The sequence below is a fragment of the Cuneatibacter caecimuris genome (assembly GCF_004216775.1).
Lineage (GTDB): Bacteria > Bacillota > Clostridia > Lachnospirales > Lachnospiraceae > Cuneatibacter > Cuneatibacter caecimuris.
Genome location: NZ_SGXF01000003.1, coordinates 145,224 through 169,450, shown reverse-complemented (window position 1 = coordinate 169,450; position 24,227 = coordinate 145,224). Strand labels below are relative to the sequence as shown.

Annotated in this window: 28 protein-coding genes, 7 tRNA genes and 1 other annotated feature; of the genes, 5 read left to right on the top strand and 30 right to left on the bottom strand. The window is 49.6% G+C overall.

The genetic code is table 11. The features are described 5' to 3' along the window. Nucleotides 1-28: 28 nt before the first annotated feature. The 3 genes from EV209_RS09160 to EV209_RS09150 form a co-directional block, all read right to left on the bottom strand. A complete protein-coding gene (locus tag EV209_RS09160) occupies nucleotides 29-703 on the bottom strand; it encodes a response regulator transcription factor (RefSeq protein ID WP_130435154.1) in 675 nt (224 codons plus the stop codon). Between the two features lie 160 nt (nucleotides 704-863). Then, entirely contained in the window at nucleotides 864-2,075 is a 1,212-nt protein-coding gene (locus EV209_RS09155; protein ID WP_130435153.1) for an FprA family A-type flavoprotein, read from the bottom strand. An 84-nt stretch (nucleotides 2,076-2,159) separates the two neighbouring features. Beyond that, nucleotides 2,160-3,335, bottom strand: coding sequence for a phosphopentomutase (locus tag EV209_RS09150; RefSeq protein WP_130435152.1), 1,176 nt, complete (start codon nucleotides 3,333-3,335; stop codon nucleotides 2,160-2,162). A 150-nt stretch (nucleotides 3,336-3,485) separates the two neighbouring features. Between EV209_RS09150 and EV209_RS16340 the strand changes: the two genes are divergently transcribed. Then, nucleotides 3,486-3,881 carry a hypothetical protein gene (locus EV209_RS16340; RefSeq protein ID WP_165388880.1) on the top strand — a complete coding sequence of 132 codons (396 nt, stop codon included), beginning with the start codon at nucleotides 3,486-3,488 and terminating at the stop codon, nucleotides 3,879-3,881. Between the two features lie 80 nt (nucleotides 3,882-3,961). After that, nucleotides 3,962-4,465 carry a DUF6512 family protein gene (locus EV209_RS09140; protein ID WP_130435151.1) on the top strand — a complete coding sequence of 168 codons (504 nt, stop codon included), beginning with the start codon at nucleotides 3,962-3,964 and terminating at the stop codon, nucleotides 4,463-4,465. A 17-nt stretch (nucleotides 4,466-4,482) separates the two neighbouring features. Here EV209_RS09140 and EV209_RS09135 read toward each other — a convergent pair whose 3' ends face one another. The 4 genes from EV209_RS09135 to EV209_RS09120 are packed head-to-tail and all read right to left on the bottom strand — an operon-like array spanning nucleotide 4,483 to nucleotide 9,291. After that, nucleotides 4,483-5,271 (bottom strand): hypothetical protein, encoded by a 789-nt coding sequence (locus tag EV209_RS09135; protein ID WP_130435150.1) that lies wholly within the window; start codon nucleotides 5,269-5,271, stop codon nucleotides 4,483-4,485. Then, nucleotides 5,255-5,830, bottom strand: coding sequence for an RNA polymerase sigma factor (locus EV209_RS09130; protein ID WP_130435149.1), 576 nt, complete (start codon nucleotides 5,828-5,830; stop codon nucleotides 5,255-5,257). Before EV209_RS09130 ends, EV209_RS09135 begins: the two co-directional genes overlap by 17 nt. 15 nt (nucleotides 5,831-5,845) lie before the next feature. Continuing rightward, nucleotides 5,846-8,602 (bottom strand): FtsX-like permease family protein, encoded by a 2,757-nt coding sequence (locus EV209_RS09125; RefSeq protein WP_130435148.1) that lies wholly within the window; start codon nucleotides 8,600-8,602, stop codon nucleotides 5,846-5,848. 5 nt (nucleotides 8,603-8,607) lie between these two features. Next, a complete protein-coding gene (locus tag EV209_RS09120) occupies nucleotides 8,608-9,291 on the bottom strand; it encodes an ABC transporter ATP-binding protein (RefSeq protein ID WP_130435147.1) in 684 nt (227 codons plus the stop codon). Between the two features lie 406 nt (nucleotides 9,292-9,697). Between EV209_RS09120 and EV209_RS09110 the strand changes: the two genes are divergently transcribed. After that, nucleotides 9,698-10,072: a DUF2085 domain-containing protein gene (locus EV209_RS09110; protein WP_130435145.1), complete on the top strand. Its 375-nt coding sequence runs from the start codon at nucleotides 9,698-9,700 to the stop codon at nucleotides 10,070-10,072. A gap of 62 nt (nucleotides 10,073-10,134) precedes the next feature. On the opposite strand, the gene rplL is transcribed toward EV209_RS09110, so the two are convergent. From rplL to EV209_RS16330, 17 genes are all read right to left on the bottom strand, one after another. Continuing rightward, nucleotides 10,135-10,512: a 50S ribosomal protein L7/L12 gene (rplL, locus tag EV209_RS09105; protein ID WP_130435144.1), complete on the bottom strand. Its 378-nt coding sequence runs from the start codon at nucleotides 10,510-10,512 to the stop codon at nucleotides 10,135-10,137. Between the two features lie 71 nt (nucleotides 10,513-10,583). Then, nucleotides 10,584-11,072 carry a 50S ribosomal protein L10 gene (rplJ, locus tag EV209_RS09100; protein WP_130435143.1) on the bottom strand — a complete coding sequence of 163 codons (489 nt, stop codon included), beginning with the start codon at nucleotides 11,070-11,072 and terminating at the stop codon, nucleotides 10,584-10,586. A gap of 91 nt (nucleotides 11,073-11,163) precedes the next feature. Beyond that, nucleotides 11,164-11,304: a sequence feature (ribosomal protein L10 leader region), on the bottom strand. Between the two features lie 68 nt (nucleotides 11,305-11,372). Then, nucleotides 11,373-12,071 carry a 50S ribosomal protein L1 gene (gene rplA / locus EV209_RS09095; protein ID WP_130435142.1) on the bottom strand — a complete coding sequence of 233 codons (699 nt, stop codon included), beginning with the start codon at nucleotides 12,069-12,071 and terminating at the stop codon, nucleotides 11,373-11,375. Between the two features lie 63 nt (nucleotides 12,072-12,134). Beyond that, nucleotides 12,135-12,560 (bottom strand): 50S ribosomal protein L11, encoded by a 426-nt coding sequence (gene rplK, locus EV209_RS09090; protein ID WP_130435141.1) that lies wholly within the window; start codon nucleotides 12,558-12,560, stop codon nucleotides 12,135-12,137. 67 nt (nucleotides 12,561-12,627) lie between these two features. Then, nucleotides 12,628-13,143 carry a transcription termination/antitermination protein NusG gene (gene nusG / locus EV209_RS09085; RefSeq protein WP_130435140.1) on the bottom strand — a complete coding sequence of 172 codons (516 nt, stop codon included), beginning with the start codon at nucleotides 13,141-13,143 and terminating at the stop codon, nucleotides 12,628-12,630. A 13-nt stretch (nucleotides 13,144-13,156) separates the two neighbouring features. Continuing rightward, nucleotides 13,157-13,372: a preprotein translocase subunit SecE gene (gene secE / locus EV209_RS09080; RefSeq protein ID WP_130435139.1), complete on the bottom strand. Its 216-nt coding sequence runs from the start codon at nucleotides 13,370-13,372 to the stop codon at nucleotides 13,157-13,159. A 22-nt stretch (nucleotides 13,373-13,394) separates the two neighbouring features. Then, nucleotides 13,395-13,544 carry a 50S ribosomal protein L33 gene (gene rpmG, locus EV209_RS09075; RefSeq protein WP_130435138.1) on the bottom strand — a complete coding sequence of 50 codons (150 nt, stop codon included), beginning with the start codon at nucleotides 13,542-13,544 and terminating at the stop codon, nucleotides 13,395-13,397. 264 nt (nucleotides 13,545-13,808) lie between these two features. Continuing rightward, nucleotides 13,809-13,937: a hypothetical protein gene (locus EV209_RS16795; RefSeq protein WP_279387338.1), complete on the bottom strand. Its 129-nt coding sequence runs from the start codon at nucleotides 13,935-13,937 to the stop codon at nucleotides 13,809-13,811. Between the two features lie 24 nt (nucleotides 13,938-13,961). Next, nucleotides 13,962-14,111 (bottom strand): hypothetical protein, encoded by a 150-nt coding sequence (locus tag EV209_RS16335; RefSeq protein WP_165388879.1) that lies wholly within the window; start codon nucleotides 14,109-14,111, stop codon nucleotides 13,962-13,964. 33 nt (nucleotides 14,112-14,144) lie between these two features. Beyond that, nucleotides 14,145-14,666, bottom strand: coding sequence for a hypothetical protein (locus tag EV209_RS09070; RefSeq protein WP_130435137.1), 522 nt, complete (start codon nucleotides 14,664-14,666; stop codon nucleotides 14,145-14,147). 107 nt (nucleotides 14,667-14,773) lie between these two features. Then, nucleotides 14,774-15,778 (bottom strand): aromatic acid exporter family protein, encoded by a 1,005-nt coding sequence (locus EV209_RS09065; RefSeq protein ID WP_130435136.1) that lies wholly within the window; start codon nucleotides 15,776-15,778, stop codon nucleotides 14,774-14,776. Between the two features lie 14 nt (nucleotides 15,779-15,792). After that, on the bottom strand, nucleotides 15,793-16,572 hold the full coding sequence (locus EV209_RS09060; RefSeq protein WP_130435135.1) for a ComF family protein: 780 nt from the start codon (nucleotides 16,570-16,572) through the stop codon (nucleotides 15,793-15,795). Between the two features lie 53 nt (nucleotides 16,573-16,625). Further along, entirely contained in the window at nucleotides 16,626-18,887 is a 2,262-nt protein-coding gene (gene recD2, locus EV209_RS09055; RefSeq protein ID WP_130435134.1) for an SF1B family DNA helicase RecD2, read from the bottom strand. 153 nt (nucleotides 18,888-19,040) lie between these two features. Further along, nucleotides 19,041-20,042 (bottom strand): rod shape-determining protein, encoded by a 1,002-nt coding sequence (gene mreB / locus EV209_RS09050; RefSeq protein ID WP_130435133.1) that lies wholly within the window; start codon nucleotides 20,040-20,042, stop codon nucleotides 19,041-19,043. A 702-nt stretch (nucleotides 20,043-20,744) separates the two neighbouring features. After that, a complete protein-coding gene (locus EV209_RS09045) occupies nucleotides 20,745-21,677 on the bottom strand; it encodes a putative ABC transporter permease (protein ID WP_130435132.1) in 933 nt (310 codons plus the stop codon). A 92-nt stretch (nucleotides 21,678-21,769) separates the two neighbouring features. Further along, nucleotides 21,770-22,024 carry a sporulation transcriptional regulator SpoIIID gene (gene spoIIID, locus EV209_RS09040; protein WP_130435131.1) on the bottom strand — a complete coding sequence of 85 codons (255 nt, stop codon included), beginning with the start codon at nucleotides 22,022-22,024 and terminating at the stop codon, nucleotides 21,770-21,772. Between the two features lie 86 nt (nucleotides 22,025-22,110). Further along, nucleotides 22,111-22,320, bottom strand: coding sequence for a hypothetical protein (locus tag EV209_RS16330; protein WP_165388878.1), 210 nt, complete (start codon nucleotides 22,318-22,320; stop codon nucleotides 22,111-22,113). Between the two features lie 49 nt (nucleotides 22,321-22,369). Here EV209_RS16330 and EV209_RS09035 point away from each other — a divergent pair, with 49 nt between their 5' ends. Together EV209_RS09035 and EV209_RS09030 are read left to right on the top strand one after the other, a co-directional pair. Then, nucleotides 22,370-22,864 (top strand): hypothetical protein, encoded by a 495-nt coding sequence (locus EV209_RS09035; protein ID WP_165388877.1) that lies wholly within the window; start codon nucleotides 22,370-22,372, stop codon nucleotides 22,862-22,864. Nucleotides 22,865-22,925: 61 nt separating this feature from the next. Beyond that, a tRNA-Val gene (locus tag EV209_RS09030) sits at nucleotides 22,926-22,999 on the top strand. A 264-nt stretch (nucleotides 23,000-23,263) separates the two neighbouring features. Here the strand turns inward: EV209_RS09030 and EV209_RS09025 are convergent. The 6 genes from EV209_RS09025 to EV209_RS09000 form a co-directional block, all read right to left on the bottom strand. Continuing rightward, a tRNA-Lys gene (locus EV209_RS09025) sits at nucleotides 23,264-23,336 on the bottom strand. Between the two features lie 3 nt (nucleotides 23,337-23,339). Next, nucleotides 23,340-23,411: transfer RNA gene (locus tag EV209_RS09020), tRNA-Gln, on the bottom strand. 25 nt (nucleotides 23,412-23,436) lie between these two features. Continuing rightward, a tRNA-His gene (locus tag EV209_RS09015) sits at nucleotides 23,437-23,510 on the bottom strand. A gap of 33 nt (nucleotides 23,511-23,543) precedes the next feature. Beyond that, a tRNA-Arg gene (locus tag EV209_RS09010) sits at nucleotides 23,544-23,617 on the bottom strand. A gap of 5 nt (nucleotides 23,618-23,622) precedes the next feature. Then, nucleotides 23,623-23,693 (bottom strand) — tRNA-Gly (locus EV209_RS09005). 17 nt (nucleotides 23,694-23,710) lie between these two features. Next, nucleotides 23,711-23,784 (bottom strand) — tRNA-Pro (locus EV209_RS09000). Nucleotides 23,785-24,227 lie beyond the last annotated feature (443 nt).

Genomic DNA, 24,227 nt, shown 5'->3' with positions numbered 1-24,227 from the left:
CAAATAAGATGCTTTCTTAATTTATAAATCATGTCCCGTCCTCTAACGCATAACCGGCATTGCGGACAAATCGGATTTTGAGCGGCGCGTCCATCGCTTCCAGCTTCTTTCTCAAATTAGAAATATGCACCCATACAACACTGGTGTCTACACTGGTTTCCCAACCCCAGATATGCGTGATAAACTGATCTGTGGTAATGAGAACACGGGGATTGCGCATCATCATCTCCAGCACCTGGAACTCTTTTCCGCTGAGTTTTTGCATCTGTGATCCGAACATGACTTCATGAGTAGAACAGTTCAGCACCAAATTGCCCATTTTCAAAAGGTCGGGCGTATAGTTATCTTTTCTGCGCAGCATCGCTCTCACCCTTGCAAGCAGTTCCGATGTAGAAAATGGTTTCGGCAGATAGTCGTCCGCCCCGGCGTCGAGCCCCTCCACACGCTGTTCGATTTCTGTCCTTGCCGTCAGAAACAGGGCGGGTGTTGTGATGTTTTGACTCCGGAGTTTTTTCAACACCTGTATGCCGTCCATTCCCGGCATCATAATATCCAGCACAAGGCCGTCATATTCGCCGGATTCCGCTAATGTCAGCGCATCTGTGCCGTTTATTACGCCGTCCGCGGAGAATGCGTTTGCCTCTAATATATGCAGCAGCGTTTTCAGCAGCCTCGGATCATCTTCTGCTATTAAAATACGCATGATATCCCTCCTATGACTTTGTTATCCTTCATCATAGATCTGCACCCTTAAGGTTCCCTAAAGATATCTTCTTTTCTTTCCGTCAACAGGCTGATTCCCCGATATGGACATGCTTTCCAGCCGCGCTGCCATACCGGGGAATGTGACGATTATTTCATATTCAGTTTGCCAGAACAGACGCCGCAATCTCTTTCACCAGTGTATCCACTGAAGACACTGCCTGTTCTGCTTTCAGTGAAGATTTGACTGTGAGCACAGGTTCCAGCACTGTCATATTCTTCATTCCTTCCAGGGCGGCGCGCATCAGCTTTCCTGACGCAGGCGCCCAGGTCCCGTTTTCAATCAGGCCCACCGTGCGCCCCTGTACATTCAGCGCCTTCATATCGTTCAGCAGGGCTTCCATCTTCGGATACAGACCGCCGTTATAAGTAGGACTCGCCAGCACCAGGTGGCTGCAGCGAAAGGCTTCTGCAATCAGCTCTGAAACATCTGTGCTTGAGATGTCATACACTTTAATATTCCGTATCCCTGCCTTTGACAGTTCAGAGGCTGTGACGCACGCTGCGTTTTCTGTATTCCCGTACATGGATCCATACATCACCGCAACCGCTTTTTCTTCCGGCTCGTAACGGCTCCATTTATCGTATTTATTTATAAACCATTCCAGATTGCTTCTCCACACCGGCCCATGCAGCGGACAAAGCATACTGATCTCCAGCCCGGCCGCCTTTTTCAGAACTGTCTGAACCTGCGCTCCGTACTTGCCCACAATATTTGTATAGTAACGTCTGGCATCGGGAAGCCATTCCGTCTCAAAATCCACTTCATCGTTAAACAGGTTGCCGTCCAGCGCGCCAAAAGTACCAAAAGCATCTGCTGTAAACAGAAGCTTTTCCTTTTCCTCGTAGGCCATCATCACTTCCGGCCAGTGCACCATGGGGGCTGTCACAAAATGAAGGGTATGTTCTCCCAGGGCCAGCGTATCTCCCTCTTTTACGAGAAGAGTCCGTCCTTCCAGATCTGCATCATAAAACTGCTGAATCATCTGTATGGTTTTTGTGTTGCCCACCACCTGCATCTGCGGATATAATTCCAACAGCCGACCTATGAGGGCGCAATGATCCGGCTCCATATGGTTCACCACCAGATAATCCAAACTTCCTCCCTCCAGCACATGAGCTATATTTTCCAGAAACTGCTGGCTGACAGAGGAATCCACTGTATCCATCAGCGCAGTCTTCTCATCCTGGATCAGATAAGAATTATACGAAACGCCCCGCGGAATGGGGAACAGATTTTCAAACAGGGCAAGGCGCCGGTCGCTGCTGCCGACCCAGTAAACCGTTTCAGTCACATTTCTCACGCAATACATCTCTAATCCACCTTTCTGTAAGTAATTTCCGCAATAATCATACCTCATCGGCATTAAAATGTCACGGACTTTTTACGGTACATCTTACCTTTCTGCTGCAATACTGCTCCAAAAACTGCTGCCGTCACCTCTGTATGGTATTTCCAGATACTCTCCAACAGAGGCCGCGATATCCGCAAAGGTATTTCTGGTCCTCAAATTTACTCCTGGTTTAACCGGGGTTCCCACAATCACCAGAGGCGTATACTCCCGGGAATGATCTGTGGACGGCGTGCTGGGATCGCAGCCGTGATCCGCAGTTATCATCAATATATCCTCCGGCCGCATTCTTTCCAGCAGCTCAGGCAGCCTTGTGTCAAAATATGTCAGCGCCTCCGCATAGCCATCCACGTCGTTTCTATGGCCGTACAGCATATCATAATCCACCAGGTTCGTAAAACATAATCCCTCAAAATCCCGTTCCATCCACTGGGCGGTACGGTCAATCCCCTCCGCATTTGATTCTGTCCGAACCATATCCGTCACGCCGCGGCCGGCAAAAATATCATTGATTTTTCCTACCGCCAGCACATCCCTGCCTGCCTTTTTCAGGGCGTCCAATACCGTTTCTCTGGGCGGCTTCAGCGAAAAATCGTGCCTTCTGGCAGTCCGTACAAAATGTCCCGGTTCTCCCTCAAAGGGCCGTGCGATCACTCTTCCCACCGCCCACGCTCCCTGGCAGATATCCCTTGCGGCTTCGCAGGCCCGGTACAGTTCTTCTATCGGCACCACCGCTTCATGGGCCGCCACCTGGAACACACTGTCCGCAGATGTGTATACAATCAGTTTTCCGGTTTCCATATGTTCTTTCCCGAAATCCCGGATCACATCCGTACCGCTGTAAGGCCGGTTGCACAGCACGCCTCTTCCGGTCCTTTCTGTAAATTGTTCCAGTAACGCCTGAGGGAATCCCTCAGGAAATGTAGGCATGGGCTTTGGAGAAATCACACCTGCAATTTCCCAGTGTCCCGTAGTGGTATCTTTTCCGCTGGAGGCTTCTTTCATCCTGGCAACCGCCCCGGCAGCTTTCCCGCCCAGTTTTGGACCGCAGTTCACTCCTTCAATATCAAACAGCCCCAGTTTTTCCATATTGGGCATCGAAAAACGAGCGCTGCGGGACGCCGCGCCCAGCGTATTGCTTCCTTCGTCTCCATATTCAGCGGCATCCGGCATTGCTCCGATTCCCACACTGTCCAGTACAATCAGAAATACTCTTTTCATTTTCTCCTCCTGTTTGTATCCTCTGCCAGTATTTTACTACATTTTACCCGCACAGGCTACTTCCAATTCACATATTATACAGGGAAAGGAGTGATAATCTCATGAATTGTTGTTGTATATTAGCAGCTTTAGCTGCTGCCGGCAGTCAATGTGGCTGCGGCTGTCAGAATAATAGAAGACCTGAACCTCCCCGCTGCGGTTCCCGTCCGGGAGGCCGCCCCGGCTGCGGCTGCGGCGGAAACCGGCCTTCCGCTCCTGAGTGTGGAAATTCCTGCGGCTGTAATCAGGGCTGCGGCGGAAATCAAAACTGCGGTGGAAACCAGGGCTGCGGCGGAAACCAGGGCTGCGGCGGAAACCAAGGCTGCGGCGGAAACCAGGGCTGCGGCGGAAACCAGGGCTGTGACTGCAATCAGGGCTGCAGGCCTCAGCCCCGTCCCTGTCAGGAATCTCCCTGCGGCTTTAACGCCCAGATGGGCCCCGGGCCTGTCATCCGTTACAATGAACCGGATAATTGCGGCTGCAGATAAACTTCATACGATAGGCTGAATAATTATTAAAAAAGCCGCATATGCTAAAACTACTTTGCATATGCGGCTTTTCAACTGTAAACTTATAGGAGGCGTCTGATGAAACCCATAACCCGCAGCACAATCTTTTCCATTCTGTTCACCTGCATCGCAGGCTGTCTCCTCCACTTCGTCTATGAATGGAGCGGGAACAGCTGGATCACTGCCTGGTTTTCACCCATAAATGAATCCACCTGGGAACATCTTAAGCTGTTATTCTTCCCTGCCATGCTGGTTTCCATACTGGAATCCCTGTTTCTGCGGCAGTTTTATCCTGGTCTGCTTTTTTACCGTTTCTGGGGAATCTGTGCCGGGCTGGCTGCCATCGTCGTCCTGTTTTACAGCTATACCGGTATTTTGGGGTTCCATCTGCTGTGGGCTGATATCGCCTGCTTTATTCTGGGCGTTCTTACCGCCTTTCTGCTCAGCCTGCGCCAGACTCTCAAAAACCCCAAACGCCATACCGGAACTGTTGCCGCTGTTTCAGGATTCCTTGTGCTTACCGCATGTTTCGTATTCTTTTCCTTCTGGCAGCCTGCTATCGGCCTTTTTACGGCTCCCTGAGCCGATTCCCCGCGCTGTCATTGATCCAGTTTCGCCAGTGCGTCACAGAACTCCTCCAGCGAGGCGCCATTTTCATTTGACAGAAGGTACAGCGCGCCGTCTTCTGAAAATGCGGCGCCATACCCTCTGCCGTTTCCGTAATCAGTCCTGTAAAGCGCGATCTGCCTTCCTCCGATCTGCTTCTCCCCCAGCTTCTCCCATTCACGGCTGATCTGATAGGTATATGTGTATGCGGAACTTCTGTTCCGGACAAAATAGACATGATATCCAGTAATCGGCGCCGCCCCGTAAGTTTCCGTAAAACTTGCATACACAGAATAAAAATCGCTTTGGGGAGGGGCTTCCAGATGCATCCAGTCTAATTCCTGCCCCATCGGTTTCAGAAGTTTAAACCCCAATTGTTTTTCCATTTCTTCCCAGGACTTGTAGCGGTGCGTCCTGCCATAAATAAGATCCAAGTCTTTATATTGATAGCGGAACTGTTCCTGTCCGCCGCTTTCGGTACGAAACGTAATATAAGTGTTTCCCCCATAGGATTTCACAGGCCTGAAAACTACGGCTGCCGCTGTTATGGTCAGAATGACGCACGCTGCGGTAAGCGCCGCCCTCCACACCTTGAGCCGGCGGGACTGCCGGTCAGCTGCCAGGGCCCGCCATTTTAGTTTCAGTTCTTTTTCAGAAAATGTCTTTGGCAGACTGCCATTTTTTATGACCAGCATTTCTTTCACCCTGCGCTCCATCTCATCCGGCAGAAATTCCCGCCCGTCCAGATATTCCTCCGGGGTCCTGTCAGTAATTTTCTTCATTTTGGATTCCCCCCTTCTTCAGCAGTTTTACCTGTTTTTTTAGTTTTTTTCTCAACCGGTACACTTTTGTTGTAGCGTTAGTATACGATACGCCCAACGCTTCCGCAATTTCTACTGTTGCCCTCTTTTCCGTCACCAGAAGCCGGTACAATTCCAGCTCTCCCGGCCTGAGCGTCCCGGTCAGATACTTTTCCAGTTGCGCACTTTCTCTTTCTTCACAGCTTTCCAGAAATTTATCTTCCGCACTATCCTCTGCTCCATACATAGAAGTCCGGTCTGGCCTCAGATCATCTAAACTGTCCGCATACCTGTATTTCATTCTTCTGCGCAGCATCTCCATAGAAATGTTTCTGGCCGTCACATAAAGCCAGCGCTCCGGGCATGGATGCTCCATGAGATCTTCAACATGTCTGAATGCCCTGGAAAACACCTCCATCGCGCAGTCCTCCGCATCCTGAAACGGCTTCCCCAGCCGGAGGCAGCAGTACTCATAAATTCTGTTATAATTCTTATCAAATAAGAAGGCAATAAACTGATTTTCCTCCTGCTCTTTTCTCACACTCCGCCTCTTCTCTTAATCTTCCTGCCGTATCAGGCAGCTGATGCTGTCCCTGAAAAATGCTCTTTTTCCAATGGCAGCAGCAATTCCAAACAGCAGATATCCTGCCGCCAAAGCCAGTACTCCCTGAGAAACCATTGATCCGGCAGGCAGGGAAAACATCTTTTCAGCAATCACTGATATGACTGCGGCGGAAGCAGCCCATGCCGCGGGTATGACCACCAGCGCGGGCCGGACCATTTTCCAGAACAGCGACATTCTGGTACAGCCGGCCGCCAGATAGAGCCCGGTCCGCTTCCGGTCTGCCCGAATCCGGGCCAGCAGCCTGCCTGACGCCATTCCTGCGCCCATAGCTGCAGAAAGCCCTGTCAGTAACGCTGTCAACACGGCCAGCATCAAATGGTACTGTCTGTACTCCGCCATAAACTGGTACCGGTCTTCCAGTCTCATATCCGGCAGCTGCCCGCTCAGCCAGTATACTCCACGCTGAAGCGCCGGCCCGCCCCCGCCCTCTCTGCCGTAGATTCTCACCCGATTATAGGTACTCTTAATCCCAACAGCATCAAAAGTTTCATTCAGCCCATATAAATAAAAGCTTCCCGGAGGCTGCATTTCATTTTCAAACCAGCCTGCCCTGCATCGTATTACTGCTCCTATTTTCAGATGGAAATCCTGCTTCTTTACCTCATTCCGCACGATTTTCTCATTTACAAATCCCCGCAGTCCGGGGTTATCTGAATAAAGCCTGAAAAGTTCCAGCTCATCTCCCACATGATAATATTCATCCCGGTATTGGCCAGGGCTTCCGTCATACTGATCCTTTTCCAGAAAAGAAGTGGATATAGTAACAGTTCCGTCAGAATTTGCGCTGATCTCTATCTGTTTGTCCGGTATTACCAGAATCACTTCTTCCCCGCTGCGCAGCTTATCCGGATGAATCTCCCCCTCGTCTACATAAGGCGCCAGGCTCATCAGCTCTTCTTCCGGAAACCCCCGGAGATTTACATTGATATATCCGTCATTGTCCAGTTCAAAAATTTCTGCAATTTTTTCATCGAAACTCATGATATCCGCGGAATAAATGTCGTCTTCCAGCGCCCTCTGAAACGGGTCGTTTCTGTCCAGCTTCATATACAGCCTGGAGTATTCACGAAAGGCCTGCACTTTGCGTATCCCCTCTGTTTGACTCAGATATTCCAGCATCTCTTCATCCATCCCCAGATATGCCTCATTGTATACAGAGAAAATATCATCTTCTTTCATGGTGCTGATGCTGAGATGATTTCCGTTCTCATCCACATAGCTGGTATCGCTGCTCATCAGAGCCCCCAGGAATTCATAATCATAATCCGTTGGAATTTTACCATATAAAGGAGCAGAGATGTTAAATGACTCATCCGCTTTCAAAAAACAGACTGAAAAACCGTACAGAAAAAACAGAAAAAACACCAGAAGGCCAAACAGTACCTCTGAAGCCAGGCGTTTTCCCCGCCGCCTGCGCACAAAGTCCAGACCCGGCCGCGGCAGCGCCTCTGCCCTCCGAAGGCGGAGAGCAGGCAGGCACCCCGCCCCCAGTACCAAAATTCCTGTCACCGCAAAGATCATACAAGCTTGTCGCCAATCCATTGAAAACTGCACGGAAATCCCTGATACTACTTCACTAATTCTGCAGATAAGCCATCCGCCTCCCGTTCCGAGGGCTAAGCCCGCGGGCACCGCGATCATCCAGATCCAGATCAAATCCAGATAAAAGAAAAATGGAATCCGATTTTTCTCCACTCCCATCAGCCGGTACATTCCCATGCGCTTTTCCAGCTGTGGGAAAACCAGAAGAAGTATCTGGACAAGCAGCAGCCCGGAGCAGATGTATACAGCTCCCAGCAGCATGTCCGGTACAGAAAAACGCTGTTTTTTCAGAGGAATATTCTGCACCAGATTTGTATCCCCTTGATAGGATTCGGAAGAAAACAAGCTTTCCCCTTTTATCAATGTGCGGTGCCTTGCGGCTTCCTGACGCCCGGCCAGCACCAGGCTGGAAAAATCCTCCGCCGACAGGAGAATCTCTGGTACAGCGCAGTCTTCTTTTTTCTGTTTCCCATTGGCAGCCCAAAGCATGCCATAATCTGCAATAACCCCAGACACAATAAACCTCTGTCCTCCCCAGGAAATTACATCGCCGGTTTTGACCCCTCCGGGCCATTCCCTGCATAAAGCTTCTGCCAATACTGCCTGCCCCTTCTGCGGCCATTCCCCTTCTTTCAGCCGGAGCCTTCCCAGCAAAATTGCATTATTATCCGCATATCCGGCCGACAGCAGACCTGCTCCTCCTGTGCTCTGTTCTCCGTTTCTGCTGTTTTCCTGTTCCAGCCGGGAAACATATACCTGTTCGGCCTGTCCGGTCTGATCCCCCTGATCCACAGGATTTTTTCCGCTGCTGCCTGACAAGTCCCAGCTGTAAAGATTTCCAAAACTCCATATCTTTTCATTCCCCTCTCCCTTCAGCAGCTGTTCCAGCATGCTGTCAGCCAGGAGGCCATTTTCCGGAATATGTCCATTTTCCCATACAGAGACATCGTTTCCATAATAGAGATCACTGAATTCTCCATAAATGTCTTTTTTCTTTTCCTGCATGGTATAAAGCATGCTCCCTGTAGCAGTAAAAAAGAGCAGAGGCAGCGCCATGGATAGAATAACTCCTGCCAGAAAAACTCTGCAACTCCCGCTTTTCACCACACTCTGCAGACTGTATCCCAGCATTTTCTTCATTTTCATCCAGTTCACCCCTCCTCGATCCTGCCGTCCCGCAAATGGATCATCCGATGTGCCGAAGCCGCCGCACTCATGTCATGTGTGACAATAACAAAAGTCTGTTTATAGCGTTCATTGGAACGGCGTATGAAATCCAGCAGTTCCCTGCCTGCTGCCTCTCCGATATTTCCTGTGGGCTCATCGGCCAGAATAATTTCCGGACGCATCAATAGCGCCCGGGCAATCGCTGCTCTCTGCTGCCCGCCTCCTGAAAGCTGATGGGGATAAAAACCCATTCTATCCTTTAAATCCAACAGCTCCGCCAGTTCCTCCTCCAATTGAAGATCCAGAGTTTTTCCAGCTACATCCAGCGGGAAACGAATATTCTGGCGTATGGTCATCTCCGGAACCAGTTGAAATTTCTGAAAAATAAATCCGATTTTCTCCCTGCGGAATTTTGTTCTACGCGAATCCCGCAGATCATACAGAGATACCCCATCCACCAGCACCTTTCCCTGAGTAGGTGTCTCCAGCCCGCCCAGCATGTGCAGCAAGGTGGTTTTTCCGGATCCGCTCTTTCCCACAATAGCAGTGATTTCACCTTTATTAATAGAAAAATCTACATGATCCACACTCTTCACCAGAGCTTCCCCGTCTCCGTAATATTTCGAAAGTCTTTCTGCCCTGATTACCTCTTTTTCCAGATTCCCCATATACTGTCCCGCCTTTCAGCTGCCTGCACTTTACTGTTTATTTTATCATGACATTTTAATTAGATATGTCACACTTTTTATTGAACCTTTTCTTCTGCTGTGGTATCCTAATGTATACGTTATAATATAATCGCCGCAGTTATTTTGGATTTATTCAAACTACTTGGCGGCAAATCCAAATCTGACTTACAGGAGGAAATAAAATGATATGTCCAAAATGCGGAAGTGAATCCGTTTCCAGCCAGGCTGTAACAGAAACAAAATCCAAAGGCAAAACAAAGGGGTTTGGCTGGATAAAATCCTGTCTCGGTTTTTTGATCTTCAGCGTCCCGGGCCTCCTGTGCGGTCTTTGCGGAATGGGAAAAGGAAAGACAAAAACAACTACGAAAACCAGGGTGGTCCATATATGTCAAAATTGCGGCAATACCTGGTACAATTGATGGACGAAATCGGTGTGCGCAGCGGATGCCACCGCCTCCCGGAACGCAGCTTTTTCTTCCGCGGCCGCCAGTTTCCGGTCTGCGCCAGGTGCACCGGAGTGGCAGCGGGGCAGCTGGCTGCTCTGGCAGTCAGTTGTTTACGTAACGTACCGGTGATTTTGTCCACAATATTTTTGGGAATCATGGGCTTGGACTGGGGTCTTCAGGAAACCGGAATCCGACAGTCCACCAACCCCCGCAGGCTGGCAACAGGAATTCTGGGAGGGTTTGGGTTATTCAGCATCTACTGTTCCGCCGCTAAATGGGTCTGGAAAAAGCTCAGGCAGAAGAAATCCCTATAACACAAAAACCCCCTGAGAGCTTCGCAAGTACGAAATTCTCAGGGGGGTCTTATTCAGGAAAATTATTTCAGTGTAACCTTTGCGCCTTCTGCTTCCAGCTTGGTCTTGATCTCTTCTGCTTCTTCCTTGGAAACAGCTTCCTTCACAACCTTGGGAGCGCCGTCTACTACGTCCTTTGCTTCCTTCAGGCCCAGGCCGGTTGCTTCACGAACAACCTTGATAACCTTAACCTTGTTAGGGCCAACTTCGGTCAGCTCTACGTCGAATTCAGTCTTCTCTTCTGCTGCTTCTGCTGCGCCGGCGCCTGCTGCTGCCACTACAACGCCTGCTGCTGCGGATACGCCGAACTCTTCCTCACAAGCCTTTACCAGATCGTTCAGTTCCAGAACGGATAACTCTTTGATTGCATCAATAATCTCAGCTGTTGTTAACTTTGCCATGATAATTTTACCTCCATTTTTGATTTGTAAGTGGATGGGCTACGCTGCCCGTAACGGCTTCTGCCGTAATCTTATGCCTCCTGCTTCTCTGCGATCTGCTTGATCACACGAGCGAAGTTTGTAATCGGAGACTGGATGCTGCCAAGGAACTTGGACAGCAGCTCTTCTCTGGACGGGATGGTCGCGATCACTTTGATACCTGCTTCATCATAGTATGTTCCCTCAACCACGCCAGCCTTCAGCTGCAGAGCGTCACAACTCTTTGCAAAATTGTTCAGGATTCTTGCAGGAGCTGTTGCGTCTGTCTTGGATACTGCCAGAGCAGTAGGGCCTTCCAAGTTAGGATCCAGTGCTGCAAACTCCGTGCCTTCTGCTGCAAAACGGATCATGGTGTTCTTATAAACTTTATAAGTCACATCAGCTTCTCTCAGCAGCTTGCGCAGCTGCGTATCCTGTTCTACAGTCAGGCCGCGGTAGTCCACCAGTACAGCAGACTGCGCACCGTCCAGCACGCTTTTGATCTCTTCTACAACCGGCTGCTTTAATTCTACCTTTGCCATGAATGGTACACCTCCTTATTAGATTCTTGCAGGAAAACCTGCGGGGTACCGCCTCAAACCCATTTATTCCACAGAGCTTTCGCCGAAAGCCGCTGAAAAATAAACAGCCTCTCTATCCAAAGACAGAGAGGCTCCAATAAGCTTTTCTAATGAAAAATCTTATCTCCTCGGCAGGCGTTTGCACCTTATGCCTTACGGCACCTGCTGTCTTCGGCAGTGTGCGCCGTCCTTTCCGCAAAAGAACGGCACGTTTTAAAACATATCATATTATTTATAGGATGTCAAGCATTTTTGCAAAACTCAGGCATTAACCAGCTTTGCAACGTTCAGCTTTACGCCGGGGCCCATGGTAGAAGTCAGTGTAACGCTCTTCAGGTACTGACCCTTCAGGGAGCTCGGCTTAGCCTTGATGATGGCATCCATCAGCGTCTGGAAGTTGTCGCCCAGCTGCTCTTCGGAGAAGGAAACCTTACCGATCGGCACATGGATGATATTTGTCTTGTCCAGTCTGTATTCAATCTTACCGGCTTTGATGTCGTTTACGGCCTTGGTAACGTCCATGGTAACGGTACCAGCCTTGGGGTTGGGCATCAGACCCTTGGGACCCAGCACGCGTCCCAGACGTCCCACAACGCCCATCATATCGGGAGTTGCCACAACTACATCAAAATCCAGCCATCCGTCATTCTGAATCCGGGGGATCAGCTCTTCCGCTCCAACATAATCTGCTCCTGCAGCCTCTGCCTCAGCAGCCCTGTCGCCCTTTGCGAACACCAGAACGCGAACCTTCTTACCGGTTCCGTGAGGCAGTACAACTGCTCCGCGGATCTGCTGCTCGGCATGGCGGCCGTCGCAGCCGGTTCTGATATGAACTTCAACTGTCTCGTCAAATTTTGCTGCCGCTGCTTTCTTTACGACGGAGATTGCCTCCGCCTTATCATACTGAACCGCACGGTCCACCAGCTTTGCAGCTTCTGTATATTTCTTTCCTCGTTTCATTCTAAAAACCTCCTAGTGGTAATATCGGGAGAAGTCCCTCCCACAATCCTCTCAATGTTCAACTCAGTCTACAACCTGGATACCCATGCTGCGCGCGGTACCTGCGATCATGCTGGTAGCGGCTTCAACAGTCGCTGCATTCAGGTCAGGCATCTTCATCTCAGCGATTTTCTGAACCTCAGCCTTGGTGATGGTAGCCACCTTAGTCTTATTCGGAACAGCGGAACCGGACTTGATGTTGCATGCCTTCTTCAGCAGAACAGCTGCCGGAGGAGTCTTGGTAATGAAGCTGAAGCTTCTGTCTGCATAAACAGTAATCACAACAGGGATGATCAGATCACCCTTGTCAGCAGTTTTCGCGTTGAATTCCTTTGTGAACTGTACAATGTTCACACCGTGCTGACCCAGAGCAGGACCAACCGGCGGTGCTGGCGTAGCCTTACCAGCGGGAATCTGTAATTTGATATAACCTGTTACTTTCTTTGCCATTTTCGGCACCTCCTAAATAATGTGGTATTTGCGGGAATCTCCCTCCCACCGTCCCGAGGGGGACGCGTTACATCTTCTTCACTTCTGTGAAGCTCAGTTCAACCGGGGTTTCACGGCCGAACATGTCAACATTGATGGTCACAGTCTGTTTGCTGCGATTAATCGAGTGCACCACGCCTACCGTATCCTCCCATACACCGGAAGTCACGGTCACCATATCGCCCTCTTCAAAATCCACGATGACTTCTCCCGAATGGACGCCGAGATTCTGCATCTCATCCTCCGTCAGGGGCACGGGCTTGGAACCCGGGCCTACAAAGCCTGTCACGCCGCGCGTATTGCGCACCACATACCAGGTCTCATCATTCATCACCATGTTCAGCAGAACGTATCCGGGAAACATCTTCTTCTGCACTAATTTCTTCTGTCCGTTCTTGATTTCCGTCACGTCTTCCAGCGGAACCCTGACCTCCAGAATCTGGTCCTGCAGCTTTCTGTTCTCGATCGTCTTCTCAATATCGACCTTTACTTTGTTCTCATAGCCTGAATAGGTATGTGCCACATACCACTTTGCGTCTGCCATACAATGCACCTTCTCAAGAAAAGAGTACGCTGGCGCCGAGCTGGACCAGGATGTCCACCACCGCGATAACAACGCCCAGGAATACAGATACCAGAATCACCGTAACCGTTTCTTTCCCTACATCTTCCTTAGTGGGCCAGATAATCTTTTTGTATTCAGCTTTGAGATTTTTGAAAAAGTGCTTCTTTTCCTTCGGAGCCTTTTTCTTCGTTTCTACTGCTTCGCCCATACGCTCACCTCATGTGATCTGATTACTTTGTTTCCTTGTGCATAGTGTGCTTCTTGCAGAACCTGCAGTACTTCTTAGTTTCCATCCTGTCCGGATGCGTTTTCTTTTCTTTAGTCATGTTGTAGTTACGCTGTTTGCACTCCGTACATGCTAATGTGATTTTAACGCGCACAACTTCCACCTCCGCTTATTTTCTACTTGCTGATAGTGTGCAGCCCTCTCTTTTGTACCGCCTCTCCGGAAAATTGCGGATTCCGAAAATTTGTGCATAAAAAAAAGACCTGCGATTCCATTCGCCCGTCCAGTTTAGCACAGGGCAGATAGAAAGTCAAGTAGTTTCTTAAATCTGCTCTGAATTTTTAAAGACCAGGAAACGCCGGGATTCTGCCAGCCGTCTCCGCAAAATCTCTGCGCTTCCTGTCTCAATATTTAAAAATCACTGCTCTTTTGCGTGTTCCTCTTCCGGAGCTTCGCCGTTTCTTTCATGTATAAAAGACCACACGCCCGCGCCCAAAACTGCTGCGCATAATACGCCCACCAGAATATACGTTACCAATCCGTCCATACGCTGCCTCCTTTATCCTTACGATCAGTCATACATTGAAGCATGAAATTTGATCTTGCGGTAAATCTTCTGTCCCAGAACCACAAACAGAGATACCGTCAGATACAAGGTAGAAAGCAGGCCGGCCAGGCCGCCGACAATTGTAACAATCCATATCGCAATATTAAAAAGCATTTTTCTTCTCCTTTTACAGGAGCCGCCGCTGAATTAAGCGGGCAAGACCGCATTCCCCCCAAGTTTGGGTTTTACAGCCTGCCCGGTCATCCCAGGCGGCAGGCTCATATTTTCATGCAGCGTTTTAATAATATTTTTTTTATCAGCCAATATGGATTTTTTTCGGCCGTCACTGTCCTGTATATACATTATAATATATAATTGTTTATGAATACGTCGGCTGCGCGCTGACAGAATTTCCCAGACCCGCCGGAGAAAATCCCGCAGAAATACCGGGGAGCATAACAGCAGAAGAAGCAGAATGCTTCTTCCCGAAGTCCTGGCATACCGGAAACGCTCCGGGCCGGAAAAAGCCGGACGGATCTCTTCCGTCCTGCCGGCCCAGCAGTCTCCGTTCTGAATCACCGCCTCCGGAGCGCTCAGCGTGGCTTTCTGGGGATGCAAAACAAAGGCCTGACTTCCTGAATCAAACCCACCCCTGCATACCGCCGCCACCATGGCAAGCAGAATTACAGCAATGATTAAGTTTTGTTTTCTCCCCTCTTTAATCAGCATAAAATCCCCTTAAACAAGCGTTTTAAATATAGATTGTACTTCAAAAACACACCAATGACATATCAGATACATCTTAGCACGATATTTCAGCAAAAGCAAGTTTGGTTTCAACCTTCTTCCCAGTATCTTTTCACCTGCTGCTGGCTCAGCCCCTCCACAAATTTCTTTTTCAGTTTCAAAAAGTATTCCAGTTCATTCAGCACATCATATAAAATCGCAAAATCTTCCATCTGAATCTGATTTTCCGGCAGGGGGACTCCCTTGTGCAGCCGTATCAGTTCATGGAGCTGCATAATCAGCCCGTCTGCATTATTCCGTTCCTGCACTGTATCGGCCACATGCCGGATGAATTCTGCCACCAGCGCCGCATGTTCCGGTACATAAGCCAGATGATGGAGGTGGTCATGAATCTGGCGCAGCGTCTGACACTGGGCCTTGCGCATTTCCATATAATCCAGATAATATTCAGAATCTGCAAACATGGTGTTATTCTGTATCTGGTATGCCCTTTTTCTGGATTCTTCCAGGAACTGCTCCAGATATCCCAGCGCTTCTCCATCCAGATCTGTGTCATCCACTCTCTGCACATAAGCAGACAAATCGTTCAGAATCACTTTCAGACGCTTTTCCACTTCCTCAATATCCCTCAGCACAGCCTGGATTCCGCGGCCTAACAGCAAATTCATCAAAAGCGCCATACCCGTGCCAACTGCCAGCAGCGCCAGTTCATTTCCCACCACATCCAGACCATAGTGCGCCTCTGTAAGGAAATGGGTAGTTACCACCGCACTGGTGGACAGCACATCCTGCCAGCCGATATAATAGCTGGCCGCCACAAAAATCAGCAGGAACACTCCATAACTGTAGGCATGAAATCCAAAAAAGTGAAATACAACCCAGGAGACGCCCACAGCGGCAATATAAGAAATGCACCTGCGCACTGCGCCCCAGACCGTTTCCCTTTTTGTATCCTGTATGCTCAGAAGCGCAATAATTCCCGCAGTAGCGCTGTATTTAAGGCCCAGCACATCCGCGGCTAAAATGGCTAACAGGCTGGCCAGCGCAATTCTGATCACTTTCACAGCCTCAATACTGTTTTTTTCAAATCTCATCCGCACCCTCCAGTTCAGGAATCTCCCTGTTCATGCAAGACCGTCTCCCGGCCTGCCCCGATGGCCGCGCAGACCACATACACTTTTTTCACACCCGTTTTCAGCAGCGCTCTCGTACATGCCTCCGCCGTGCTCCCGGTCGTAAAGATATCATCCACCAGAATAATCTTTTCCCACTGTCCTGCCTCCGGCAATGCCCTGAAAGCGCTGAGCAGATTCTTAAGACGCTGATTCTCATTTAATTCTTTTTGTGGAACTGTCTTCCTGACACGTTCCAGCCCCGCTGCCACCGGCAGTTTCAGACGGCGTCCCAGCCCCCTGGCCAGCAAAGACGCCTGGTTATATCCTCTGGCTCTTAAACGTGCCGGATGCACAGGAACAGGAATCATTGCCTGCGCATTCCACGCTCTAAACCGCCCTCCCATCTTCAGATACATTTCCTCCGCCAGCGCTTCTGCGTATTCTCTGCGGTTGCTGTACTTTAATTCATGAAGTATGCGGGCTGTCAGCCCGTCTTCAGTTCTATACCGAAGCAAGGCGCTCCCCTGCTCAAAACTCCGTCTCTTCTCCGAACAATCCCGGCAGTATTCCTGACGCGGCGAGGTCAGAGGCTTACCGCACCGGTAGCATACCGGGCCCCTGACGAATGGCAGGAGATCTCTGCACTCTCTACAGATATACGCCCCTTCCGGCCGCACTATTCCCCTGCACACCGGGCATCTCCTGGGAAACAGGATTCCCAGAGCCAGATCTTTCCTCTTCTCCTGGGCCAGCGTTTCTCTCCATATTTTCATTTTCTGCCCCTCATTCCTCTCCCCTGTTTTTCCAAAGCGGCATTCCGCGAAGCCTAAATTACGTCATCAGCTCTCTGGCTTTCTTCCTGTAAAGCACAAAGTTCCCTGATCCTGTCAGCCAGTCCGGAATAGCGCCTCTGTTCCTGCACGTTATCAATCATCTCCTGAAAGGTCTCCACACTTCCCACAATGGTTACACAGGTCTTCGCCCGTGTCACGGCTGTATACAGCAGATTCCGGTTCATCAGCATCCGCGGGCCTGCCAGCAGCGGAATCACCACAGCCGGATATTCGCTGCCCTGGGATTTATGGATAGTCACAGCATAAGCAAGCTCCAACTCTTCCACCTGCTTAAAGCTGTAATTCACCCTCCGCCTCTCTTCAAACTCTACAGTCAGCTGCTCGGCAAACAAATTGATTTCCAGGACCACCCCCATATCTCCGTTGAACACCCCCATTCCACGATCCACAGCAATATGGTAATCTCCCTGTATCTCCCATTCTAACTGATAATTATTTTTAATTTGCATCACCTTATCCCCTTCCCGCAAGGTACAGTGAGCAAATATCTTTTCTTTTTTGTCAGGCGACGGCGGATTCAGATGCTCCTGCAGCACCGCATTCAGGCTTTCCACCCCCAGGCTTCCTTTTCTCATTGGAGTCAGCACCTGGATTTCACGGAAGGATACTCCCACATAGCCTGGAAGCTTATCCCTGACCAGGGTCAGCGTAGCGCCCACCACATTCCCCACCTGATTTCTTCTCACAAACAAGAAATCCCGGCTGTCCGGGTTGGGCTCCACACGTTCTCCGGAATTAATCCGGTGGGCATTTACAATAATTTCGCTCTGGGCTGCCTGGCGGAAAATATGAGTCAGCATGACCATATGAAAGCACCGAGACTGAATCATGTCCTTCAGCACATTTCCCGGCCCCACAGACGGCAGCTGGTTCACATCTCCCACAAGGATCAGCCTTGTCCCTGCAGGAACGGCCCGAAGCAGCGCGTGCATCAGGTTGATATCCACCATGGACATCTCGTCTATGATAATTACATCCGCCTCCAGAGGATTTTCTTCATTTTTTCCAAATATACTTCTCGCACCGTCTTCCGGTGCCCCGGATACCTCCAGCAGACGGTGTATGGTCTGGGCTTCATATCCTGTGGCCTCTGTCATACGCTTTGCCGCGCGGCCCGTGGGAGCAGCCAGCAGAATATCCATGCCCGCGCCGGTAAAGTAACGGATCATCATATTAATGGTAGTAGTTTTGCCAGTTCCGGGTCCCCCGGTAAGAATCAAAAGTCCATTTTTAACTGCTTCCACCACAGCCATGCGCTGTTGAGGATCCAGCTCTACGCCCGCCCCTTCCTCCAGTTTTTTTATCTGGCCTAAAATACTAAATTCTTCCACCTCCAGGCTTACATTCAGATCATGCAGCATTTTGGCGGAATTCAATTCCATATAATAATAAGAAGAAGAAAAGACAAGCCTTTTCCTTCCTTCCTGTGCCGGAGCCAGTTTCACCACCAGCCGCTTGTCCATCACCATATCCATAATATGCTTTTCCGCTTCTTCCGGCAATACCTGCAGCATTCCCGCAGCCTGTGAAACCAGTTCTTCCTGGGGAAGATAAGTATGCCCCTGGCCGGATGCATTCATCAGCGTATACAGAAGACCGCTTTTAATCCTGAAATCAGAATCCGCCTGAATCCCGGCCTTTGCCGCAATCTCATCAGCCATTTTAAAGCCCACGCCAGCAATGTCATCAGCCAGCCGGTAAGGATTCTGGCGGATAATATTATACAGCTCCTGCCCATACTGCTGATAGATCTTTACAGCCAGATTCAGAGAAATGCCATACTGCTGCAGAAAAATCACTGCTTTGCGCATATCCCTTTTTTCAGCCACCTGCCCCGCAATCTCCATGGCCCGGCGCTCGCTGATCCCTTTTATTTCAGCCAGCCGTTCCGGTTCTTCTTCAATAATTCTGAAGGTATCGTCTCCGAACTGCCTTACGATCCTGGCCGCCAGCGCGGCCCCCACTCCCTTTACTGCCCCGGACCCAAGATAACGTTCTGTAGACTCCGCGTCCGAAGGAGCCACAAAACTGTATTCTTCCACCTGCAGCTGCGGCCCATACATAGGATGTTCCGTCTCCTCTCCCGTAGCGCACAAATACTCTCCCTGAGAAATACTGGGAAACGTCCCTACCATAGTGATTTCTTTTCCGCCGCTGCTTACAGAAAGTACGGAATATCCGTTATCATCGTTTCTGTATACAATACGCTCCACATATCCTTCCACCGTGGACAACGCAATTCCCCCTTTCTCCCCTCCCATATTACACGGAGCATTTTCTCTCCCATTGATATCAGCTTACCGCAGGATAAAAGGAAGCTGCTGCCGGCATAATAAAAGCCGACAGCAGCCATTTTCTATCCCAACTGCGCCATTAAGGCACACTGATTACTCATTGCTATCAGCGCCGGGATTATTTAAAAATTCGATATATTTCCCTGTTCCGATGGCCACTGCAGACATAGGATCCTCTGCTGTCATGGTGCTGATTCCGGTTTTTTCCTCAATCAGCTCTTCCAGGCCGTTGAGCAGAGCCCCGCCGCCGGTCAGGACAATACCGCGGTCGGAAATATCCGCGGCCAGCTCCGGAGGAGTGCGCTCCAGCACGCTGTGAACAGCGTCCACGATCTGCATAGCCGGTTCCTGAAGGGCCTCCAGAGTTTCATCAGAAGTAAATGTGATGGTCTTGGGCAGTCCGGTCACCAGATTACGCCCGCGCACATCAATCGTCGCCACTTCCGGTTTGGCATAGCAGGTGCCGATTTTCATCTTAATTTCCTCTGCCGTTCTTTCACCGATCAGCAGATTATGTTTCTTTCTCATATAGCGCACAATAGCTTCGTCAAAATCGTCTCCGGCGATCTTAATGGAGGTGCTCACCACCGTTCCGCCCAGAGAGATCACCGCGATATCAGAAGTGCCGCCTCCGATATCCACAATCATATTCCCGCAGGGTTTTGCAATATCAATCCCGGCTCCGATAGCTGCTGCCACCGGCTCTTCAATAATGGATACGCTCCTTGCCCCGGCCTGGTAAGTTGCGTCTTCCACCGCCTTGCGTTCCACTTCCGTCACCTGGCTGGGAACACAGACACAAACTCTGGGTTTACGGAAGGTCCGCTTCCCCACAGCCTTGCGGATAAAATATTTCAGCATTTTTTCTGTCACTGTGTAATCAGAAATTACACCCTGACGCAGCGGACGCACCGCAACAATATTTCCAGGCGTTCTGCCGATCATCAGCCGCGCCTCCTCACCAATGGCCTTAATCTGATTTGTATCGCGGTCAAAAGCCACTACTGACGGCTCCTTAAGCACAACTCCTTTTCCTTTTATATAAACCAGAATGCTGGCAGTTCCTAAGTCAATTCCAATATCTGCTGAAAGCATCTTTAATCTCCTTTCTCTCTCCTGAAGCATGGGACGCAGCGTCCGTATTATCCTTAGTTTCTCGCATACATTTTCCATTATATACAATTCCTGCAAAATTTAAAAGGGCTTTTTTCATCCTTCTCCATTTTTTTGTTTTTATTCATATCTTTTTTATAATTTGTACAAACTTTAGACACATTTTCCTTATATACTGTAGTTGTACCAAAGAAATGCGGTACTATTCAAGTTGATCCCCATCACTTGAATACACAAAGCTTTTTCATACTCATACCTGGCGGGCGACCGCCAGGTACCCCCCGAATAATTTATCATTTATATATTTTTTCAGATTATCCAGCCCAGGCTGGGTATTTTTTTGATTCTCTTCCCGGAAGATTTGTTGAGTTTCATATTTCCTCAAGATTTCCTTCATGTTTTTTTTATTAATTTCATTTCTTTTTCAGAGCCTGTACAAACTTTGTGCACAATTATCGGTTATACTAATACACGTACCAAACAAATGCGGTACTGTTCAGGTGATTCCCCATCACTTGGGCACACAAAGCTTTTTCATACTCATACCTGGCGGGAAACCGCCAGGTCCCCCCGTTAACTGACTAAATTCACATATACCTCCAAGGCCGCTGCCCGGGACACCAGGCAGCGGCCTTATTTTCATTGAATAGGAAACCACGTTCCTGATGCAGCAAAACCCTCTGGTTATTTTCTCTTTTTCTTCCTCCTGCGCGCCCGCTTCTCCTGTCTCCGCTCCTCCATGCGTTTCTGCAAAAGCCTCAGAGCTTCCGCATATTCGGAAGACTTCGCGCCGGGATTGCTGCGCAGCAAACTTCTTTGAAAATAGTCCAGCCTGTGTCCTTTCAACGGACCTCTCAGTTCTTCGACCCGGTCGCCCAGATTTTCTTTCAGATCATCCAACCTGCTTCCAAGCAGTTCTCTGAGGTCCTCAAATTTGTCCTCCACGCTTTCCCGCAGTCCCTCAGCGCCGCCTTTCAGTTCGTCCAGACGGTCCCCCGCTGATTCCTTTAACCCTTCCAGGCGTCCGCCCATATTGTCCCTCACTTCAGCCGCCAACTCCTGAGCCTTTTCTCTGGCAGTACTCAGCGCAACAAGCACTCTGCGGAAGTCCAGGGCCGCTTTCGTGGACACTGCCACATCCGCAGCAAACAATATGCTTAAAACCGCGGCAGCCAGGTTGCTCCAAAACTGCGGAACCTCCGTCACCAGCCGCTCCATGGGCTGATGGATAAACTGGGTCAGGGCAATGGTGAGCAATCCCCAGGCAATAGAAGTTCCCAGACAGATATGACCGTTGAGATTAAATTTTTTATCGCTGTAATCCCAATACCGTACCTTAAATATTTTTTCCATACAGGCTCCGGTGATATATTCCAGAACAGATGCAAAAAACATTCCGCTGATAAACATCCAGAACCAGTTGCCTCCTGCCGGCACAGCCGCCAAAAGCATCGCCATTGCCCCGAACCCATAAATGGGTATCCAGGTTCCGCGGAGAAATCCCCTGTTTACAAACCTTTTCTGATGCACAGAAACCCAAGTGGATTCAATACACCACCCAAAAAAGCAGTATATGTAGAAAAACAGCAGCCACTGTGCGATTGTATAAGAATACATAATTGTTCTCCCATCCGGTGCATTTACGGACTAAACCGTTTTTCTCAGCATAGCGGATTCCGTCTGATTTGTCAAGGAGCCCCTCTGCCCTCCTATTCCTCGTGATGCTGATATTTCTCCTTTGTTGCCAATCCGCCTCTGATATGGCGTTCCGACTTATTGATGTCCAGAATCACCCTGGCCTCTTTCGCCAGCTCCGGATCAATCTGTTCCAGACGGTCCGTAGCATCCTTATGCGCCGTACTCTTGCTGATGCCAAATTTACGGGCAGTCTGCCTCACTGTGGCGTGGTATTGAATAATATACCGACCGATTTCCACCGCGCGCTCTTCAATATAATCTTTCAAGGAAAAATCCCCCTGTTCCAGGCTTTTTACCAAACTATGCAGGCAGGACATCAGAATATGACCGTATTTCAGATTCCCTTGACAGTTTATCCTGAAGGAGTTAGACTGAGGGCAGATAAAGGCAAACGCATATTGCCAAATATTTTTAGAGGGGCATTATACACAATGAATACAAAAACAAAGAAAATTTTATTATGGGCATTATCAGCTTTTCTATTTCTCACTTTTTTTGCCGCTCTGGCCCAAGGCGTTTTTGCAGCGGCAGTTTTTGCTCTTATCGCTGGTCTTTCCTGCAATCCATTGGTCCAGGATGTCCTAAAGCCTTATTCGCTTTCCAAGTATACTATGCCCGTGGTTTTTGGTGTTTCCTTTCTTCTCTGCACATGCATATTTCCAAAAGCCGGCAGAGAAGCTTCCGATATTGGGCAGACCACTGAAATCGCTGTGCAGGCGAAGCCTTCTGCTACAGTTTCTATAGCAGAAACGGAATCCGCCTTTCCTGAAACAGTTACTCTGGCTTCAGAAACAGAACCCAGCCAGACACAAGCTCCGGCCGAAAGCGAAACAGCCCCTGACCGGACTTCTGTTCCTGAACTCACCACTGCAACTCCAGTTCGCAGCGAAGCTGCAGCGCCGCCGCAGACTGCGGCCCCCACCCTGCCTGCCCAGACGGTTCCTGTCAGGCAGCCGGTGGAACAAACCGTATGGCTGTCGGCAACCGGTGAAAAATATCATAATAAACCCAACTGCGGCAATATGAACCCGGACAAAGCAAGAAAGGTATCTCTGTCTCAGGCCCTGGCAGAAGGCAGACAGCCCTGTAAAAAATGTTTTGGTTGATCTTTAAGCAGAAACACTTGATTTTCACGGGAAATCTATGGTATAATATATTCAGTTTTATGGAAGCATAGCTCAGCTGGGACGAGCGTTCGCCTGACGCGCGAAAGGCCATGGGTTCGAGCCCCATTGCTTCCATTTTTTTCACAGATTCTTCACTTTCCCTTCATGATTTATTTATGTACCGGTCATAATACTGTCACATCTCTGCTTTATAGTATTAATTACAAAAGGCAAACGCCTTTTCCAATAAATTCTCTTTTTCATATTTTCCCCTTTTAGCCGGTACGAAGCGTACCGGCTTTTTATTGTATCCATTTTAGAATTGGGCAGCACAAAATGCAACATAAAAAGATGCCGCTCAATCATCTGTTTTGATAATTGAGCGGCACCTCCTAATCATGAGACACGGGGGATTCGAACCCCCGACAACCTGATTAAAAGTCAGGTGCTCTACCGACTGAGCTAGTATCCCATACTGGGCCAGCTGGATTCGAACCAGCGCCTGCAGGAGTCAAAGTCCTGTGCCTTACCGCTTGGCGATAGCCCAATAGTAAGCAGGAACGTCCTGCGAGGGTGGGTACAGGGATTCGAACCCTGGGCCTTCAGAGCCACAATCTGACGCGCTAACCAGCTGCGCTATACCCACCATACAGCAAAAAATAAGGGTGCAATGCACCAGCGTGCCTGAAAGGATTCGAACCTTCGACCCACGGCTTAGAAGGCCGTTGCTCTATCCAGCTGAGCTACAGACACATAAAAGCGGGTGATGGGAATCGAACCCACGTATCTAGCTTGGAAGGCTAGTGTTCTACCATTGAACTACACCCGCAAACATAGCGTTACAACTCGGGGTGACAGGATTCGAACCTGCGGCCTCCTGGTCCCAAACCAGGCGCTCTACCAAACTGAGCCACACCCCGTATCCGTTCATCTCTGTCATCTCTCATGACGCGAGAGTTATTATACCTAAAACCACGGCGGCTGTCAACCTTTTTTTTAAACTTTTTTTTGAAATTGACATATTTTTTTCAAACCGCTCAAAAACTTTAACATAAAGAGTCCGGCTCGCCGGACTCTCGCGCCGGAGCGCGGCCGCTTCAGCGGCCATATTCCCTTAGCGCGCAGTGCACATCCCCCGAAGGGTTTTGTTTCATAGGGAACGAAGTTTCCTATGAATTAAAGAGTCCGGCTCGCCGGACTCTCGTGCCGGAGCGCGGCCGCTTCAGCGGCCATATTTCCTTAGCGCGCAGTGCACATCCCCCGGAGGGTTTTGTTTCATAGGGAACGAAGTTTCCTATGAATTAAAGAGTCCGGCTCGCCGGACTCTCGTGCCGGAGCGCGGCCGCTTCAGCGGCCATATTTC